The organism is Alkalicoccus saliphilus (genome assembly GCF_003044065.1).
Lineage (GTDB): Bacteria > Bacillota > Bacilli > Bacillales > Salisediminibacteriaceae > Alkalicoccus > Alkalicoccus saliphilus.
In genome coordinates this window covers 92,960-109,239 of the sequence record NZ_PZJJ01000010.1, presented here as the reverse complement: position 1 = coordinate 109,239, position 16,280 = coordinate 92,960, and the positions used below count along the sequence as shown (strand labels likewise).

The window sequence follows — 16,280 nt, the reverse complement described above, 5'->3', positions numbered from 1 at the left end:
CTTCTTCGACGGCTGTTTTCTATTCTTGAACGGAAAGTGGCTCCCACCTCCGCATTCGATGGCTCCCTTGTCCGCAAAGAGTGGCTCAAAACTCAGCACAAGTGGCTCTTTCCCTCCGCAATACTCAATCCAATGCATTTTCGTTGGACAGCTGAGAAAATGTCTGCCTGTACTGGTCTAATGTTTGTAAAAAGCGGTTCATCATGACCGGCTTGATGATGTAGCTGAAGGCACCTCCCCGGATCGCTTCTTTGACCGTGTCGGTTTCATTGGACGCCGTAATTAAAATAAAATCAATGTTATTGTAATTTTTTCTTATTTCCCACATGCATTCTATTCCATTCATGTCAGGCAGGAACACATCCAAAAGGATCAGATCCGGTTTTTTAATTTTTAGCATTTCCAGTGCCTGTTCAGCGGAATTTGCGATGTAGGGAACGGAAAATCCTTCGATTTTATTTATAAACTCCACGTATATAGCAGCAGCTGTTTCGTCGTCTTCTACGATGACTACCTCGATCGTCTGCATGATGATTCCCCCTGTATGGATGAAATAAAGATCAAATTTAAGCGGTTCGGCTTTCTGTTTTCGGAATAATGACCGTAAATCTGGCTCCCCCCAATTGGCTGGATTCGACGATAATCTCCCCGTTTAAAAGCTTCAAGTTCCGGGTGACAATGGCAAGCCCCAGGCCGTGGTCGCCTCCCGTCTTGCTCGTAAACCCTTCTAAAAATATTTTATCCACCATCGCCTGGGATATCCCAGGGCCGTTATCTTCAATATCAAATATAATATCGTTTCCTATATCAGTAAATGAAATTAACACTTCTCCATGTTTATCAGCTTTCCCCCGGACTGATTCCAGCGCATTATCAATAATATTTCCGACGATCGTGACGATCTGTTCTTCGGAAATATGAGAAGGAAGGGACGACAGGCAGCTCTCCGTATCGATCGTCAAGGATACTTTTTTCTCTGACGCACGGTTTTTCTTTCCTAACAGGCACGCCACGATGAGCGGGGAAGACACAGATTCCATCAGAAAGGAAATAACGTCCTGCTGCTGCTCAACTTCCTTGGAAATAAGAAGCGTAGCTTCCTCGGTTTTATTTAATTTCAGAAGGCCGTAAATCGTATTTAATTTGTTTAAATGTTCGTGGTTCGTCACCCGCATGTTTTCTTTATATTCTTTGATCTGCGAAAATTCTCTGGCGTAGGACTCCACATCTTTTAACGACCGGAGCGTGAGTACGATCCCTTTTACTTCCTCTTCCATAATCGCGGAGGCATTCACAAGGTAAATTTTTTCACTTAACAGTACCCGGAAGCTTTGATGCGGTATTTTTTCGCTTACCATGGAACTCAGCAGGCGGATTAACTGCTGATGCTGTATTTTCTTTCCGATCTGCTGATTTTCAAAGTAGGGGATTTCCCGTGCTTTTTTGTTGATGGAAACAACTTCTCCGTTTGTATCCACAGCCATCGTCGCATCGTGAATGGACTCCAGAATCGCTTCTTTTTCCTTGAAAGCATAGGATATTTCCTCTGGCTCCAGATTAAAAATGGATTTTTTAACGTTTCTTGATACAAAAAACGAGCCGGTGATCCCGAGCAGTAAAGGAATTAAAAACCACTTGGATATGCTGAACAAATGCTCAGTAATCGTGTCGTTAATATCCGAGCGCAGAAACCCGACGGAAGAAACCCCGATTAACTCGTTCTCCTCGTTATAAATGGGCGTTTTAGCTTTTGCTGCTTCCCCGGAAACCCCTTTGTCTATGTAAACAATGGATCTTTCGTTTTCAAACACCAGGTCGTTCGACGTTCCCATCGGTTCACCGATATGAGCAGGGTTGTGATGAGAGTACCGGATATCCTGTAGATTCCCGACAACGACATAACTTGCTCCTGTCTGCGTGCGGATTTCTTCAGCGATCGGGTTTATCACGGAAGAAGGATCCTCCTCTTCAAACCCGGCTGCGATCTGTTCATTACTCGCCGTTATTTTCGCTACATCCATGGCCCGCTCTCCAAAATGATTGTACATAATGCCGTTGAAAGTAAACGAAAGCAGTACCACAGCGGTGCTGAGGCTGAGAAACACGACCACAATAATTAAAGCAATCATTTTTTGCAGCAAGCTGAACTTCATTGTTAAACCCCCTAATAAATACCAATTTAAAAATAATGAATATAAGTTGTTTAATGATTTAAATAATTTAAATTTTAAAAATATTTCAATTATAAAAACACGTTGCTACACTAACGCTATTGAATGGTAGCGCTTTCAAGCGGCTGAGGTTAATTCAAGTATAACAATTGATAAGGGGAGTTGTTGAAAAAATGGAAAAAAGTAAAAAATTGATTGGTGTTAGTCTTTTATCGGTAATGGTGCTTGCAGCTTGTGGAGAGGACTCTGCCCAGGAAGCAGGAGCAGGGGACGGGGAAGATTTTTATGATGAGAACGACCTGGAGATGATTGTTCCTACGAGCCCGGGTGGAGGATCGGATATTCAGGCAAGATTCATGGCACCATTTTTAAGCGAGCACGTACCCGGTTCTCCGGATGTGCAGGTAGTAAACATCGCAGGGGGCGGAACGATTACCGGATCAAATGAGTTTGCACTAATGAGAGAGCCGGACGGTGAAAGCTCCCTGTGGGGCAGCATCTCCACTACTACCGCTTATTTGCTTGACGAAGAGGGCGTAGAGTACGACTACGATAATTTCACTCCGGTACTTGGCTATCCTGATGGAGGAGTAGTGTACGTTTCTGAATCTACCGGCATCGAGGGGCCAGAGGAAATACTGGAAGCCGAGGAAGAGCTCGTTTACGGGGGAACGAGCGCGACGGGGCTTCCGCTGACGATCCTGTTATCCTTTGAAGTGCTCGGCCTCGATGTAGACGGAATTTTCGGTTATGAAAGCAGCGGACCCGCCAGAGTTGCTTTTGAACAAGGAGAAACCAACGTCGATTTCCAAACGACTTCCAGCTATGTATCGAATGTGGAACCGATGGTGGAAGATGGCGATGCGCTGCCGATGTATACGATAGGACAGATTGACGAAGATGGGGAGCTTGTCAGGGATCCACAGTTTCCGGATCTGCCGACCGTTAAAGAAGTTTACATGGATATTTACGGAGAAGAGCCGTCCGGGGAAGCCTGGGAAGCTTACAAAGCATTTGTAGGTGCCGTGTTTACTGTACAAAAAGTACTGTGGGTGCACGATGATATTCCGGAAGAAGCCCTCAATGAATTAGTTGAAGGGGCAGAAACAATGGTGGAAGACGAGGAATACCAGCAGGAGGGAGAAGAAGTCATGGGCTACGAACCGTTCGTCGGGCAGGAAATCCAGGAAATGATGCCGAGACTGCTTGATCTGCCTGAAGGAACAGAGGACTGGGTAAAACAGTTTCTAAACGAAAATTATGACCTGGAGCAGTAAGGAGTGACCGGGGACGTTAAGTCCCCGGATAAACAGGATAGGAGGAGAACATAACGATGCTGGAAACCCTTGTCGAAACATTAGCGATCGTTTTGGACGGTTCAAGGCTGCTGTATATGCTGCTTGGTATATCTATCGGACTGACGATTGGGCTGCTTCCGGGATTGAGCGGAACAGTAGGTATGTCGATCCTTCTGCCATTTGTTTATGGGATGGATCCTTACGCAGGGATGGCTTTATTAATCGGCATGGTAGCCGTTGTACATACAGGGGACACCTTTCCTTCTGTGCTTTTAGGAATACCAGGGTCTTCCGGTTCCCAGGCAACGATCATGGACGGCTACCCGCTTGCGAAAAAAGGCCAGGCGGCACGAGCGCTCGGAGCTGCCTTTTTTTCCTCTATGATAGGAGGTGTCATAGGCGGGGTTATTCTCTTTTCTATCATTCCCATCGTCCGTCCGGTCATACTGAGTTTAGGGTCGCCGGAATTGTTTATGCTCGCCCTTTTAGGGCTGAGTATGGTCGGAATTCTGGCCGGGAAAAGTCCTTTTATCGGTATCTTGGCAGGGTTGTTTGGAATGATGCTCGGAGTGATAGGAAGCGCCCCATCTGTCCCGGAATACCGCTACACGTTTGACTGGTTGTATTTATACGACGGTATTCCACTGCCGCTTGTAGCACTCGGGCTCTTTGCTTTTCCGGTACTGATCGATCTTTTGGTCGGGAAGAAGAGCATATCCGAAAGCTCCGCTCTCTCCGGGAAATGGTTTGAAGGAGTCAAAGATACCGTAAAACACCGCTGGCTCGTATTGCGAAGTTCGATTTTAGGAGCTGTAGCAGGTTTTATTCCAGGGCTCGGCGGGAGTGTTGTGGACTGGCTGAGCTACGGAACAGCGAAACAGACGAGTAAAAATAACGAAACGTTTGGTGAAGGGGACATACGGGGGGTTATTGCCCCGGAAAGCTCCAATAATGCAAAAGAAGGTGGCTCTTTAATTCCGACGTTAATGTTCGGAATACCCGGAAGCGGTACTACCGCCATTCTTCTCGGCGGACTGCTTCTGATGGGAGTGGAAGCAGGGCCGAGAATGGTTACGGAAGAACTTTCCTTAACTATGTCGATTATATGGACGCTCGTGATTGCGAATATAATTGGCGCTGCTGCGTGTCTCATCCTTACGAGACCGATTTCCCGTTTCAGCTTAATTTCTCCGTCAAAGCTAGTTCCTTTCCTTACAATAATTTTGATTGTCGGGGCTTATCAGACGAGCCAGCACTGGGGAGATCTGCTGCTGTTTGTCTTATTGGGAATCATCGGCTGGATAATGGTACAGCTTGACTGGCCGAGAGCTCCTATCTTAATAGGATTCGTATTGGCGCTGGCAGCCGAAAGATACCTTTGGATATCTGTTTCCCGCTTTGACTGGGAGTGGGTATACCGGCCGGGAGTTTTAATTATCGCCGGCATTATTATTTTAATCTTTGGAAGCAGTTATTGGATCTCTAAAATAGGCGCATTAAAAGGAGCGAAAGCTAAAGGGGGGAATGTATAATGAGAAGGACGACAGCTTCACTCCTGTTTGCATTCTTTATTTTTATCGGATGCCTGTGGCTGATTATTGAATCTTTTTCTTTCCAGGCTACCGCAAGATATTTCCCCTTAACCGTAGCGACGCTCGGAGCAGCTTTTTCCTTCCTGGTCTTCGTTCAAACGTTTATGAAAGATAGAAAAGAAAGACAGGAAACGCTCTTTCACGAGCAGTTTGGGGAAGTAATAAAATACGCCGGGTGGCTCATAGGGTATATAGTATTAATCAATATAGCAGGTTTTATTCCTTCGACAATTATATACATGATCACGTTTTTATACTTTGTCACTCAAATGAAAATCCATCAGGTAGCCGTAAGCCTCGGAGGAACGCTCGTATTTTTATTCGTTCTTCAGGAATTTGTAGATATAGAATGGCCCGCAGGTATGTTCTTTTAAACTGTATAGAAAGCAGGGATGACAGTGACCGATCAAAAAGAAGATGTCAGGCAGCAGTTTGGTAAAAATGCGTCCGGATACACGGTAAGTGAGCTTCATGCGAAAGGAAAAGATCTGGAGGTACTCGTAAACTTAATAGAACAAAAAGATAACAGCACGCTTTTGGACATAGCTACAGGAGCCGGCCACACCGTAAATGTCCTTGCGCCCTATGTCACGGAAGCAGTGGCATTCGACTTAACAGAGGAAATGCTCGATCAGGCACGTACTTTAATACAAAAAAACAAGCACGAAAATGTGTCGTTTGTTCGTGGAGATGCGGAAAATATGCCTTTTGAGGAAGAAACGTTTGATATTGTGACGTGTCGAATTGCCGCGCATCATTTTCAGGACCTGCACAAGTTTCTCAAGGAAGTCCGCCGGGTTTTGAAGCCGGGGGGAGCTTTTATCCTAATAGACAATACCGCCCCGGAAGCAGACAGTTTTGATACTTTCTATAACACGATTGAAAAAGAACGGGATTACAGTCACGTAAGAGCGTGGAAAAAGTCGGAATGGATCCATTTAATTGAGCAGTACGGACTGGAATTAGCTGCAGCCCACGGATTCAAAAAAACATTTCACTTTGAAGACTGGTGCAGCCGCATGCAGATGACAGAAGATGAAAAGCAGCACTTAAGCAGTTATATTAAAAACACCGGCCAGGATATCAAAACAAAATTTCATATCATAATAGAAGAAGACAACGTAAGCAGCTTCCAGGGAGAAGCGGTTATTCTAAAAGCAGTTAAAGCCCCGGTCATCTAAGAATCTCGGTGAGGAACTGCTATTTTAATTAAAATACAAAGTTCCCACCCGCTTAAAATTAAAACAGCCGTTGAAGAGAAATCCTTCAGCGGCTGTTTTTTCGATCGTGCGCGAAAAGCAGTTTCTATATTTCCTTTAACCGTATAACAACTTTGTAACTTACAGGGATCCTGGACGACACTTTCCTCCTGTTTACAGTAGAAAAAGCTTTTTGGGATAGGATACAAAACTCTCTGTCTATCTGTTTTTACGCCATGAATAATTTAAATTTTCAATCAACAATACACTTAGTGGTATAGACAACTATATTTTATTGTGTTATTCTAACTAGAAATTTACAGGAAGGAGGACCAATGGTTCATGAAGCCCTGTTATTAGCAGACTAATTTAAATGAGGAGGTAGATTGCATTGAAAAAAATAGCGTTCCTTGTTGCGTCCGCGTCTGTGCTTGCTGGATGCAGCGGCCAACAAGCACAGGAAGCCCTGGCCTCGAACAGTGGTAACGAAGAAAACGTTAAAGGAAACGGTGTGCAGGAAGAAAACGGGGAAGCAGCGGGAAATTCGGAAGAAAATAATGAAAGCGTTTCCGATGATTCTGATGAAATAGCCGAAGCGGACTCGATCGAAGAATTGTTTGAACGAGTAGCTAATAATTCCCCGACGAGTGAAAGAATTCAGGCTCTGGAAGAGATTGCAATGTATTATTACTGGCATGGAGGAGATGTGCTCCAGGCGGAAGAAGAAGTGTTTGAAGGCATTACTCTGCACGGTGATTACGACGTAGTGGAAGAGGCCTTCCGTCAGGCGACGGAAATTGATCCGTATGATACGGACTTAATGTATTCTCTTGCTTCCGCACAGATTCTGCAGCAGGAAATCGATGAAGCTCTTCACACATACGAACGAATGCTTAATATGGAAGAAGATCATTTTGAAGCGCAGCTGATGCACGCGATCTATTCCGGTATCGAAGGAGACGACGAAGCTTTTGAAAGCGGAATGGAAGCCCTGGATACTATAGATGAAGAGCGTGCGGCTTCCTACCGGGAAAATATTACAAGCGTAGAAGAAATTCAGGAGCTGTCATTCAACACGGAAGTCCCGGAAGACCTTCCGGATGAAAACCACGCTTTCGTTGTCCTCGGCTATGCGCTGTCGGATGAAGGAGAGATGGAAGAAACTTTGCTTGAAAGGCTGAAAGTGGCGAAAGAAGCAGCGGAACAGAACCCGGACTCCAAACTTATTGTTTCCGGAGGGGTGCCCCGCCAGGGAATTACGGAAGCAGATGTAATGCATGAGTGGCTCATCGAGGAAGGAATTGAAGAAGACCGGATCATTAAAGAGGACATGGCGACAGATACCGTCGAAAACGGCTTGTTCTCTATGCAGATTGCAGAAGAAGAACAGATTGAAGATATAACGATGATTACTAGTGCGAGTCATATGCGCCGCGCCCTCGTTATTTTCGAGGAAGTCGATGATTATATCACCCAGAAAAACGGATCAGATGTAGAGAGAGACTTTTCTCACGTCGTCTACCTTGATTATGACTCTGTCGAAGAAGCAGAAACGTTTGAACGGGAAGAGGAAATCGTCGTGTACCGCGACTTGATGAGAGCTACAGGTATTTGGGCGTACCCGGGGCTGCAGAGGTAGACAGCCGACTCAATGAATGCTGTTGTTTTTTCGAAAAGTCCCGCATAAAAACGCCCCATTCTCTAAAAAAGGCAGATGAAAATTCAAGAAAAGGGTGCCGGATATTTTCGCGGCACCCTTTTCTGTATGGAAAGAAGCGTGTTTTCAGTCCGCCTGTACTTTTACTTCAACAGCTCATTCCTGTCTTTATACGCGTCAATCAGCGCTTTGTTATGGGCGTCGGCGTGATCGACGTTGCCGCTTCTCAGTATCGGGAGCGGAAACCCTTCGTCCGCGAGCCGGTCGATCGCTTCGGAGAGGACGGTGTGGAGCAGCATCGCCCCGATCGCCGTGGACGTCGGGCTGTAGGAAGTCGCGAGCTTCGGGTGGGTGAGCACGGCATCTCCGACCGGGCTGTGGTTATCGAGCGTGCAGTCCGCGGCATCCTTCAAATAGTCTCCGGAAGGGTGCCGGGACGGCTGGCTTCCGGCATACGCCGTGGACGTGATCGCAATGACAGCGGCCCCCTTGTCTCTGCTGATGTTGGCCACGTCGACAGGAACGGGGTTGCGTCCGGAAGTGGAAGCGACAATCACCGTATCGCCGGGTTTGATCGGCTGGTCTTTCATGAACTGTTCCGCATACCCGGGGCGCCGTTCGAGTTCCGAGGAACGGAGGGCGCCTTTATGCATCATCAGCTCTTCAATCAGAATCGGCCGTACAGAAACGAGGCCGCCGGCGCGGTAAAAAGCTTCTTCCGCAAGAAGATGGGAGTGGCCGCTGCCGAAAATATGAATCATCCCGTCCTGTCGCAGCGTCCGTATCACATAGGAAACGGCCTGCTCCAGTGCCTCTGTCTCCGTTTCCTTCAGCTTCGATATCCTCTCTTCAACAGCCTCCAAATAACGATATTTCATCCGATCACCTCTGCCTTTTCATGTCGGCGATGAACTTATAGCGGTCTCCGCGGTAGACGGATTTCACATATTCAATCACCGTGTTGTCACTCAAAAACGTCGTCCGCTCCAGCAGGAGGACCGGGGAGCCTTCGTCGATCGTTAACAGCTCCGCTTCCCGGGAAGTGGCAAAGGAAGGTTCAATCGTCTGCCGGGCCCGGTCGATGGCAAGCCCAAGCTGCTGTTCGATGTAGTCATAAAGGGAATTTTCCAGATGGTTGACCGTATCCTCCGGGAGCCGGTCTTTCACGAGGTAGGATACTTCCAGCGCCATCGGTTCCCCGTCGCCAAAACGAAGCCGGCTGATCTGAAACACATAGGTATCCGGTGGAATGCTTAAATGCTTCGCTGTATTCGCATCGGCCTGGACTTCCTCAAAGCTGATCAGTTTGGAACCGGGTTCAATGCCGCGGGCGCGCATATCTTCCGAAAAGCTGGTTAACTTCATCAGCGTTTGTTCGATTTTTTCTTCGGCGACAAACGTGCCGCGCCCTTTGGAACGCGTCAGGAGCCCTTCGTTGACGAGGTTCGTCACCGCCTGACGCACGGTCATCCGGCTTATTTCGTACTTTTCGGCCATCTCCCGTTCCGACGGCAGCGGCGTGCCGGGATCCAGTTCCTCGTTTTCAATCATTTCTTTCAGCTGTTCCTGCAGCTGGTAGTAAATCGGGATGGGGGAGTCTTTTTGGATCATCAGGCGTCTCCTCCCTTTGTGTCGATTAACCTGCCGGCTGCTTCATCCACGATGACGGTCACGTTCCTGTGCTGCTTCAGGGCCGTAATCGGCCAGTCTTCTGTCTGCTCCCGGTGGACGAGGGCATATACGGCCTCCGCTTTTGCTTCTCCGCTCGCGATCAGGACAATTTCCTTCGCTTTCAAAATCGAGCCGATGCCCATCGTCACCGCATGGGTCGGTACGTCGTCTGTCGATGGGAAAAAGCGGGCATTGGCTTTTCGGGTGGAAGGCTTTAATTCGACGACCTGGGTAAGGGCATCAAACCGGGTGCCGGGTTCGTTAAAACCGATATGCCCGTTTTTTCCGACGCCTAAAAGCTGCACGTCGATCCCGTATTGATCGATCATCGCTTCGTACCGCTCGCATTCCTTCTCTAAATCAGCCGCGTTTCCATCGGGGATAAAACACTGGTCCGCCTGCAGGTTCCACGGCTTGTAGACTTGCTCTTTCATAAACGAATAAAAACTGTTCGGATCCGACGGCGGAAGGCCGATATATTCATCGAGGTTAAACGTTTTTAGCGCATCGGTTTTTAAGGGAGAGGAGGCAAGCAGCTCACTTAAATGGCGGTACATGCCGATCGGCGTGCCGCCGGTAGCCAGCCCGAAGTGCACCGACGGGTCCGCCTGTAATTTTTCATAAAACCGTTCCGCGGCTTGTCTGCTCATATCGTGGTAATCACTGGCAATATTAATTTTCATATTCTTCACCTCTGCAGAAAGTTTTTATTACGTGCCCGTCCTCACTCATAATCACGATGTCTGCGTCATATCCTTCGGCAAGTTTTCCTTTCCGGTCATGAAGTCCGAGAGATGCTGCGGCGTTTTGTGAAGTCATTTTCACGACGTCCGGCCATCGAACAGCCGGGAATGTTAACAACCGGCGGACCGCCTCATCCATTTTCAGCACGCTTCCGGCAAGCGTCCCGTCCGAAAGCCGGGCTTCGCCGTCATGGATCGACACTTCCTGGCCGCCGAGATCAAACGTGCCGTTTCCGAGGCCTTTCCCCCGGATAGCGTCGGTAATAAGAATCAGCCGGTCGCTGCCGAGCACCTGGTGGGAGAGCCTCGCCACTTCCGGGCGGACGTGGATGCCGTCCAAAATAAGTTCTGCTTTGAGGCTGCTGCTTAAATAAATAGAACCGACGACGCCGGGTTCCCGGTGGTGCAGGGGCCGCATGCCGTTGAATAAATGAGTCGCGTGGGAAAGGCCGTTTTCAAGCGCTGCCTGCATCTCTTCATAAGACGCATGGGAATGCCCGGCAGAACCGATGACTCCTGTTTCCCGGAAATGTTTCAATAGGTCCAGCCCGTTCGGCTCTTCCGGGGCGAGCGTGACAAGACGGATGCGGTTTTCCGCAAGTTTCTGCCAGCGCTTAAACAGCTCCACATCCGGAGGCGTAATGTGCTCCACCGGCTGGGCGCCCGCCTGCTTTCGGCTGATAAACGGCCCTTCGAGGTGAATGCCGAGAAGCTCTGCGCCGGAAGCTGAGGTAAATCTTCCCGCCGTTTGAAGGGCCCGTTCCGTGATCTCACGGTTGGAAGTAATCGTTGTGGCGAGAAAACTCGTCACGCCTTCCTGAGGCAGAAAGTCTGCGATCGTGCGGAGAGCACCGGGATCCCCGTCCATCGTGTCTGCTCCGTCGGCCCCGTGAATATGAATATCGATAAAGCCGGGAAGAATGACGTCGTTTTCACCTGCCCGGTAAACCGTTGTGCCGGAAGGAGCCTCCCCGTGTTCCTGAATAAATTCAATGCGTCCGTGGGAAATTTTAATGAGGGGGTCCTGTACAGAAGAATCCCCGTCAATAAAAGCTGTCCCTCCTTTAAGGTAAAATTCCTTTTGCATAGTCATCACCTGATTTCTTTAAAAGTTAAAAAGCCGCCCATGAGAAAGAGAGAGGAGAAAGCAGACAATGTATCGGGTCGTTTCCTTCTGTCGGCAGCAGCTGCTGATTTAATTATAGCGAATAGAACCGGTATAGACAACCATACTGTATCGTGTTATATTCCAAGTATACGAAAACGCTGTCAAAAAAGTTTCTGTTGTAAAAATTTTTTTGCGGTTTGATTAAACTTAAAGAAAAAGGGGTTGAATATTATGTTAGCTTTTTTGCAGAAAATCGGTAAAGCGTTGATGCTTCCGGTGGCGGTTCTTCCTGCCGCGGCGCTGCTTCTGCGGCTCGGGCAGGAAGACCTGCTGGATATTCCGTTCATGGCAGCGGCGGGGGACGCTATTTTTGCCAACCTGGCACTCATCTTTGCGATCGGGGTGGCTGTCGGACTTTCCAGAGACGGCAACGGAGCCGCCGCACTCGCCGGGGCCGTCGGGTATTTTGTTTTGACGGAAGGGGCCGGAGCGATTAACGAGGACATTGACATGTCGGTTCTTGGCGGAATTTTATCCGGTATTATTGCAGGACTTCTTTACAATAAATACTACAACGTCAAGCTGCCGGAATGGCTCGCTTTTTTCGGGGGCCGCCGGTTTGTACCGATTATCACCGGGGCCGTGATGGTCGTTCTTGCTTTTATCTTCGGGTTTGCATGGCCGCCGATTCAGGAGTTTATTCACGGTGTCGGGGAATGGATGCTTGGTGCCGGAGCTTTAGGGGCCGGCGTGTACGGATTCCTGAACAGGCTTTTGATTCCCATCGGTCTTCACCATGTTATTAATACACTGATTTGGTTTGTGTTTGGGGAATATGAAGGAGCCACCGGGGAAATCGGACGCTTCTTTGCCGGGGATCCGTCGGCAGGATACTTCATGGCAGGGTTTTTCCCGATTATGATGTTCGGTCTTCCTGCGGCAGCGATTGCGATGATTTTTGCAGCGAAAAAAGAGTATCGTAAAGCCATGGCTGGCGGTATGATCGGGATCGCGCTGACGTCCTTTTTGACAGGTATTACCGAGCCGCTGGAATTCTCCTTTATGTTCCTGTCGCCGCTTCTTTACGTCGTCCATGCGGCACTCACAGGGATCTCGATGATGGTGGCTGTCTTACTTGATGTACGGCACGGTTTCGGTTTTTCAGCCGGGGCGTTTGACTATCTCCTGAATTTCGGAATAGCTCAAAATCCGCTTATTCTGCTCGTGCAGGGGCTCGTCTTCGGTGCCATTTACTTTGTGATTTTCTACTTCCTGATTATAAAACTTGATTTGAAAACCCCTGGCCGGGAGGAAGATGATGAGCTCATCCGGGCAGGTGACTCTTTCAAAGCGGAAGAAACTTCAAAGTCCAAAGACGATAAGTACTCCCATATGGCGGAAGCTTTCATTACAAGCCTCGGAGGAAAAGAAAATATTACGGGTGTCGATAACTGCGCGACAAGGCTCCGTCTGAACGTCGAAGATATGGCAAAAGTAGATGAAGCAGCACTCAAGAAACATGGAGCGAAAGGTATTATGAAAATGGGGGAGAAAAACATTCAGATCGTGATCGGAACAGATGTTGAGTTTCTCGCAGACGCAATAAAGGAGAGAAAAGAATGAAGCGGGTGTTAAGCGCAGACAGTTCGGAACTGTTGAACATGACAAGAAAAGAATTAAAGCAGGCGATTAAAGCTTCCGAAGGGCGGGTGGTCATAGCGGAAGTCATCGGAGCCACGCCGCCGTTGTATCCGGAAGTGACGAATGCCGAACTTGCCTCTGCTTTCGGAGCGGACTTGCTTCTCTTGAACGGCTGCGATATCTTCCATCCGGCAGTATACGGCCTGCCGGATGAAAAAAAAATCCGCTCCAGCAGGTCAGACAGCTGACAGGCCGCCCGCTCGGGATCAATCTCGAGCCGGTGGATCCGGAAGCAGATCTCACCGAGGCTGTCCTGACGCTTCCGAAAGGCCGGACCGCTTCCCGGGAAACGCTCCATAAGGTAAAGGAAGAAGGACTGGATTTTGTTTGTCTGACAGGCAATCCGCAGACGGGCGTTTCCAACCGGCAGATTGTCGAGGCGGTAAGCCGCGCCAGGGAAATACTCGGAGATCAGACGATGGTCATCGCCGGGAAAATGCACGGCGCAGGAGTAAATGAAGACGTAGTTTCCGATGAACTCGTCAATGAATTTGTTCACGCCGGGGCCGATGTCGTACTCCTGCCTGCTCCCGGGACGGTGCCGGGTGTCACACTTGAAAAAGCAGGCCGTTGGGTGGAGATAGTCAGAAAACACGGTGGTCTGACGATGCTGACGATCGGTACAAGCCAGGAAGGGGCCGATGAAGCCACCATCCGGCAGCTTGCTCTGCAGAATAAAATGGCAGGCGCCGATATCCATCACATCGGTGACGCGGGGTATATGGGCATCGCTGTTCCTGAAAACATTATGGCCTACTCCATTGCCATCCGCGGACGGCGTCATACGTACATCCGCATGGCCCGCTCCATCCGCAGGTAAATAAAGAAACGTTCACACGGACGAAAGCCTGTCAGGAAGTACCCTGACAGGCTTTTCAAGCAGTTTATAAAGTGTTTTTAATGAGACGTATATGATTCTCTGCTTTCGCCTACGGGGAACGCTTTCCGGGCGGGCCGGCCTCAGCTAATTTTTCCGCCTGAGGGTTGGAAAAAATGGATCTTCGGCTCGTCCTTTATCGCCACGGAGTCGTCCCCTTCGGCTTCAGCAGGAAAATAAAAAGAAATATCCTGTGATAAAATTACACTTAACTGATCGTTTTCTTTCATCAAGCGTTTCTTTTTCTCTGAAACGTCCGGCGGGGAAACCGGTGGGATCAGCGAAGTCAGAAGTTCCTTTTCAAAGCCGGCAGGACAGACAGCTGCAGACAAGTCCTACAGGCAGGAAAGTGCTGGAGAAAGATACACGCAGGAATAGGAATAATTATTTTAAAAATAAACTTAATTAACACTCTGAAAAACCTGTCAGGAAGTACCCTGACAGGCTTTTAGCGTCCGGTGAAAACTGCCTTATGAAACTGAATAGATTCAAGCAGCAGCTGTATGCATCTCGTATGTTAGTTCGGTCTCATGCCCATCATTCTGCTTTTTTTATAAAATATGTTTTCACTTTCGTGGAAATCAATAATTAAATCTTTCGCTGCGTGTCCCACCGCGTAAATATTGTACAGTTCCTCTTTTGAATAATACGTTCCGGTTTCCACGCCGCCATTCAGCAAATTCACGCCGTTCAGAAATACGTGTTCAAACCCGGCATTACCTTTCTTCATTAAGCAGTCCAGCTCATAACGCTCGACCCTAGATCCTTTGTCCAGAAGCAGTGTCCCCAGAATATAACGCCCTTCTTTACGAATACTCTCAATTTCCACGTTAGCTGTAATCATTCTGTTTCTCCTTTGTATATGTAATTTTTGAATCCGCGAAGCGTATAACACCGGTGCGGACAGCCTCTGTAAGGATGAACTCAGACGCCATTTTGTTTCCGGCATTATTTTATACATTTATTTACTGGTAAATTATAGCATAAATTGTTCTTCATATAGAAATAAATTACCCTTTTTTTCTGCTCGATGTTCCGGGCTTTGAGCAATTCAGTAAAGATATATTTCTTCAAGGCATTTAAACAGAAGCTTATGAAGCAGGAAATGAACCCAGTTATTTTTTACCCGGTCTATTTAAAAGAGGTGAAGAAAATGAAAGAACTCAGTAGCGGGGAGAAAGAAACTTTACGGAGCAGGATCTGTGGGGGAATACGGGAAATACAGCAGTGGCAGTTTGGCGTATTGATAATTTGTATTGGTAAAAACGAGGTTAACGTCCAGGAACAGGGATAACCATTCAGTAACTATAGTTTACATACAAAATATTGTTCAGGAATAGCAAACATTCTAAAGGGAGCTTCTCCGCTGGTTTTGTTACATAAAAATGCTCATACAGTTTTTGATATAATGATTTTAATAATTCAATCCATCTACAGGATACTAAAACGTTACCTATAAATTAGCCGGATTGACCGGGTTTATAAAATGGTTGATTGAGTTACTGCTTCCAGAATGAGTGTAGAGCTTTTAGTGACTCCTGCAGTCATCAATCTGTACAAACTAAAACAGCCACCTCACTGAATGAATTTATAATAGTCTGCGATCCCTAAGCTCTTGCTTCATAACGAGAAGTACAGAAGGCATTAGGAGAATTACAGGAGGGATCTGATGAACATAGAGGATTTACCCAATTTTAAAATCAATCATACAGGAAGGATTTCCAGAGAATTTCTTCGTCTTGGAATAAATGAGTTTACGCAGGCTGTGCATTTTATTGGGAATTTACCTTATGGAAGAAACAGCAGAAGAAGAGAATATGAACTTGTATTAACAGAAAAAAGGGGAACCTGCAGCACGAAGCATGCTTTACTGGCGCACTTGTGTATGGAACAAAAAGTAGAAGACATTAAGCTGTATACGGGGATATATGAAATGGATGACAACAATACACCCGGAGTAGGACGTATCCTTCAAAAACACGGATTGAAAGCTGTTCCAGAAGCTCACTGTTATTTAAAATATAAAGATAGAAGATATGATTTTACGAGCCTGGACGAAAATGGCGAACCGATTAATACTTTTTTGAAGGAAGAGCAGATCACCCCACCGCAGATTGGAAGTTATAAAGTGAACTTTCACCGTTCTTACATACGTGTCTGGTTAAATGAAAATAAACTGAACCAAACATTCAGTGCCGGCACGTTATGGGAGATCAGGGAAGAATGTATAAACGAATTATCGCAGGAAAGATAAAGAGTGAAG

16 protein-coding genes and 1 pseudogene are annotated in these 16,280 nt (G+C 47.5%); 9 read left to right on the top strand and 8 right to left on the bottom strand.

Going from position 1 to position 16,280, the window contains the following annotated elements:
• Positions 1 to 124: 124 nt before the first annotated feature.
• Together C6Y45_RS08135 and C6Y45_RS08130 are read right to left on the bottom strand one after the other, a co-directional pair.
• Positions 125 to 529 carry a response regulator gene (locus tag C6Y45_RS08135; RefSeq protein WP_107584736.1) on the bottom strand — a complete coding sequence of 135 codons (405 nt, stop codon included), beginning with the start codon at positions 527 to 529 and terminating at the stop codon, positions 125 to 127.
• A 37-nt stretch (positions 530 to 566) separates the two neighbouring features.
• Entirely contained in the window at positions 567 to 2,153 is a 1,587-nt protein-coding gene (locus C6Y45_RS08130; protein ID WP_107584735.1) for an ATP-binding protein, read from the bottom strand.
• A 191-nt stretch (positions 2,154 to 2,344) separates the two neighbouring features.
• On the opposite strand from C6Y45_RS08130, the gene C6Y45_RS08125 reads away from it, so the two are divergent.
• The 5 genes from C6Y45_RS08125 to C6Y45_RS08105 all read left to right on the top strand — a co-directional run bounded on the left by C6Y45_RS08125 (position 2,345) and on the right by C6Y45_RS08105 (position 7,899).
• Complete coding sequence (locus tag C6Y45_RS08125; RefSeq protein ID WP_107584734.1) at positions 2,345 to 3,448, top strand: type 2 periplasmic-binding domain-containing protein; 1,104 nt, start codon at positions 2,345 to 2,347, stop codon at positions 3,446 to 3,448.
• A 56-nt stretch (positions 3,449 to 3,504) separates the two neighbouring features.
• Positions 3,505 to 5,001: a tripartite tricarboxylate transporter permease gene (locus C6Y45_RS08120; RefSeq protein WP_107584733.1), complete on the top strand. Its 1,497-nt coding sequence runs from the start codon at positions 3,505 to 3,507 to the stop codon at positions 4,999 to 5,001.
• Entirely contained in the window at positions 5,001 to 5,435 is a 435-nt protein-coding gene (locus C6Y45_RS08115) for a tripartite tricarboxylate transporter TctB family protein (protein ID WP_107584732.1), read from the top strand. Before C6Y45_RS08120 ends, C6Y45_RS08115 begins: the two co-directional genes overlap by 1 nt.
• 18 nt (positions 5,436 to 5,453) lie before the next feature.
• Positions 5,454 to 6,242 carry a class I SAM-dependent methyltransferase gene (locus C6Y45_RS08110; RefSeq protein ID WP_107584731.1) on the top strand — a complete coding sequence of 263 codons (789 nt, stop codon included), beginning with the start codon at positions 5,454 to 5,456 and terminating at the stop codon, positions 6,240 to 6,242.
• Positions 6,243 to 6,651: 409 nt separating this feature from the next.
• Entirely contained in the window at positions 6,652 to 7,899 is a 1,248-nt protein-coding gene (locus C6Y45_RS08105) for an ElyC/SanA/YdcF family protein (protein ID WP_107584730.1), read from the top strand.
• 161 nt (positions 7,900 to 8,060) lie between these two features.
• On the opposite strand, the gene C6Y45_RS08100 is transcribed toward C6Y45_RS08105, so the two are convergent.
• From C6Y45_RS08100 to nagA, 4 genes are read right to left on the bottom strand one after another with little or no spacing between them, the layout of a single operon-like run.
• Complete coding sequence (locus C6Y45_RS08100; RefSeq protein ID WP_107584729.1) at positions 8,061 to 8,795, bottom strand: SIS domain-containing protein; 735 nt, start codon at positions 8,793 to 8,795, stop codon at positions 8,061 to 8,063.
• 4 nt (positions 8,796 to 8,799) lie between these two features.
• Positions 8,800 to 9,528: a GntR family transcriptional regulator gene (locus tag C6Y45_RS08095; RefSeq protein WP_107584728.1), complete on the bottom strand. Its 729-nt coding sequence runs from the start codon at positions 9,526 to 9,528 to the stop codon at positions 8,800 to 8,802.
• Complete coding sequence (nagB, locus tag C6Y45_RS08090) at positions 9,528 to 10,271, bottom strand: glucosamine-6-phosphate deaminase (RefSeq protein WP_107584727.1); 744 nt, start codon at positions 10,269 to 10,271, stop codon at positions 9,528 to 9,530. The genes C6Y45_RS08095 and nagB overlap by 1 nt, the downstream gene beginning before the upstream one ends.
• On the bottom strand, positions 10,261 to 11,424 hold the full coding sequence (gene nagA / locus C6Y45_RS08085; protein WP_245922618.1) for an N-acetylglucosamine-6-phosphate deacetylase: 1,164 nt from the start codon (positions 11,422 to 11,424) through the stop codon (positions 10,261 to 10,263). Before nagA ends, nagB begins: the two co-directional genes overlap by 11 nt.
• A gap of 246 nt (positions 11,425 to 11,670) precedes the next feature.
• Between nagA and nagE the strand changes: the two genes are divergently transcribed.
• Both nagE and C6Y45_RS08075 read left to right on the top strand, forming a co-directional pair.
• A complete protein-coding gene (gene nagE, locus C6Y45_RS08080; RefSeq protein ID WP_107584725.1) occupies positions 11,671 to 13,062 on the top strand; it encodes an N-acetylglucosamine-specific PTS transporter subunit IIBC in 1,392 nt (463 codons plus the stop codon).
• Positions 13,059 to 13,960, top strand: a pseudogene (locus C6Y45_RS08075) (DUF7916 family protein). The gene nagE and the pseudogene C6Y45_RS08075 overlap by 4 nt, the downstream one beginning before the upstream one ends.
• A gap of 140 nt (positions 13,961 to 14,100) precedes the next feature.
• Here the strand turns inward: C6Y45_RS08075 and C6Y45_RS17480 are convergent.
• Both C6Y45_RS17480 and C6Y45_RS08065 read right to left on the bottom strand, forming a co-directional pair.
• Positions 14,101 to 14,247 (bottom strand): hypothetical protein, encoded by a 147-nt coding sequence (locus tag C6Y45_RS17480; protein ID WP_160058245.1) that lies wholly within the window; start codon positions 14,245 to 14,247, stop codon positions 14,101 to 14,103.
• A gap of 287 nt (positions 14,248 to 14,534) precedes the next feature.
• A complete protein-coding gene (locus C6Y45_RS08065; protein WP_107584723.1) occupies positions 14,535 to 14,861 on the bottom strand; it encodes a hypothetical protein in 327 nt (108 codons plus the stop codon).
• Between the two features lie 309 nt (positions 14,862 to 15,170).
• On the opposite strand from C6Y45_RS08065, the gene C6Y45_RS17475 reads away from it, so the two are divergent.
• Together C6Y45_RS17475 and C6Y45_RS08060 are read left to right on the top strand one after the other, a co-directional pair.
• Positions 15,171 to 15,311 (top strand): hypothetical protein, encoded by a 141-nt coding sequence (locus C6Y45_RS17475; protein WP_160058243.1) that lies wholly within the window; start codon positions 15,171 to 15,173, stop codon positions 15,309 to 15,311.
• A 375-nt stretch (positions 15,312 to 15,686) separates the two neighbouring features.
• Entirely contained in the window at positions 15,687 to 16,271 is a 585-nt protein-coding gene (locus C6Y45_RS08060; protein WP_107584722.1) for a hypothetical protein, read from the top strand.
• The last annotated feature ends 9 nt before the right edge of the window (positions 16,272 to 16,280 follow it).

Coding starts and splice junctions, on each gene's coding strand:
- C6Y45_RS08135 (WP_107584736.1), bottom strand. CDS start 529: ATGCAGACGATCGAGGTAGTCATCGTAGAAGACGACGAAACAGCTGCT.
- C6Y45_RS08130 (WP_107584735.1), bottom strand. CDS start 2,153: ATGAAGTTCAGCTTGCTGCAAAAAATGATTGCTTTAATTATTGTGGTC.
- C6Y45_RS08125 (WP_107584734.1), top strand. CDS start 2,345: ATGGAAAAAAGTAAAAAATTGATTGGTGTTAGTCTTTTATCGGTAATG.
- C6Y45_RS08120 (WP_107584733.1), top strand. CDS start 3,505: ATGCTGGAAACCCTTGTCGAAACATTAGCGATCGTTTTGGACGGTTCA.
- C6Y45_RS08115 (WP_107584732.1), top strand. CDS start 5,001: ATGAGAAGGACGACAGCTTCACTCCTGTTTGCATTCTTTATTTTTATC.
- C6Y45_RS08110 (WP_107584731.1), top strand. CDS start 5,454: ATGACAGTGACCGATCAAAAAGAAGATGTCAGGCAGCAGTTTGGTAAA.
- C6Y45_RS08100 (WP_107584729.1), bottom strand. CDS start 8,795: ATGAAATATCGTTATTTGGAGGCTGTTGAAGAGAGGATATCGAAGCTG.
- C6Y45_RS08095 (WP_107584728.1), bottom strand. CDS start 9,528: ATGATCCAAAAAGACTCCCCCATCCCGATTTACTACCAGCTGCAGGAA.
- nagB (WP_107584727.1), bottom strand. CDS start 10,271: ATGAAAATTAATATTGCCAGTGATTACCACGATATGAGCAGACAAGCC.
- nagA (WP_245922618.1), bottom strand. CDS start 11,424: ATGACTATGCAAAAGGAATTTTACCTTAAAGGAGGGACAGCTTTTATT.
- nagE (WP_107584725.1), top strand. CDS start 11,671: ATGTTAGCTTTTTTGCAGAAAATCGGTAAAGCGTTGATGCTTCCGGTG.
- C6Y45_RS17480 (WP_160058245.1), bottom strand. CDS start 14,247: ATGAAAGAAAACGATCAGTTAAGTGTAATTTTATCACAGGATATTTCT.
- C6Y45_RS08065 (WP_107584723.1), bottom strand. CDS start 14,861: ATGATTACAGCTAACGTGGAAATTGAGAGTATTCGTAAAGAAGGGCGT.
- C6Y45_RS17475 (WP_160058243.1), top strand. CDS start 15,171: ATGAAAGAACTCAGTAGCGGGGAGAAAGAAACTTTACGGAGCAGGATC.
- C6Y45_RS08060 (WP_107584722.1), top strand. CDS start 15,687: ATGAACATAGAGGATTTACCCAATTTTAAAATCAATCATACAGGAAGG.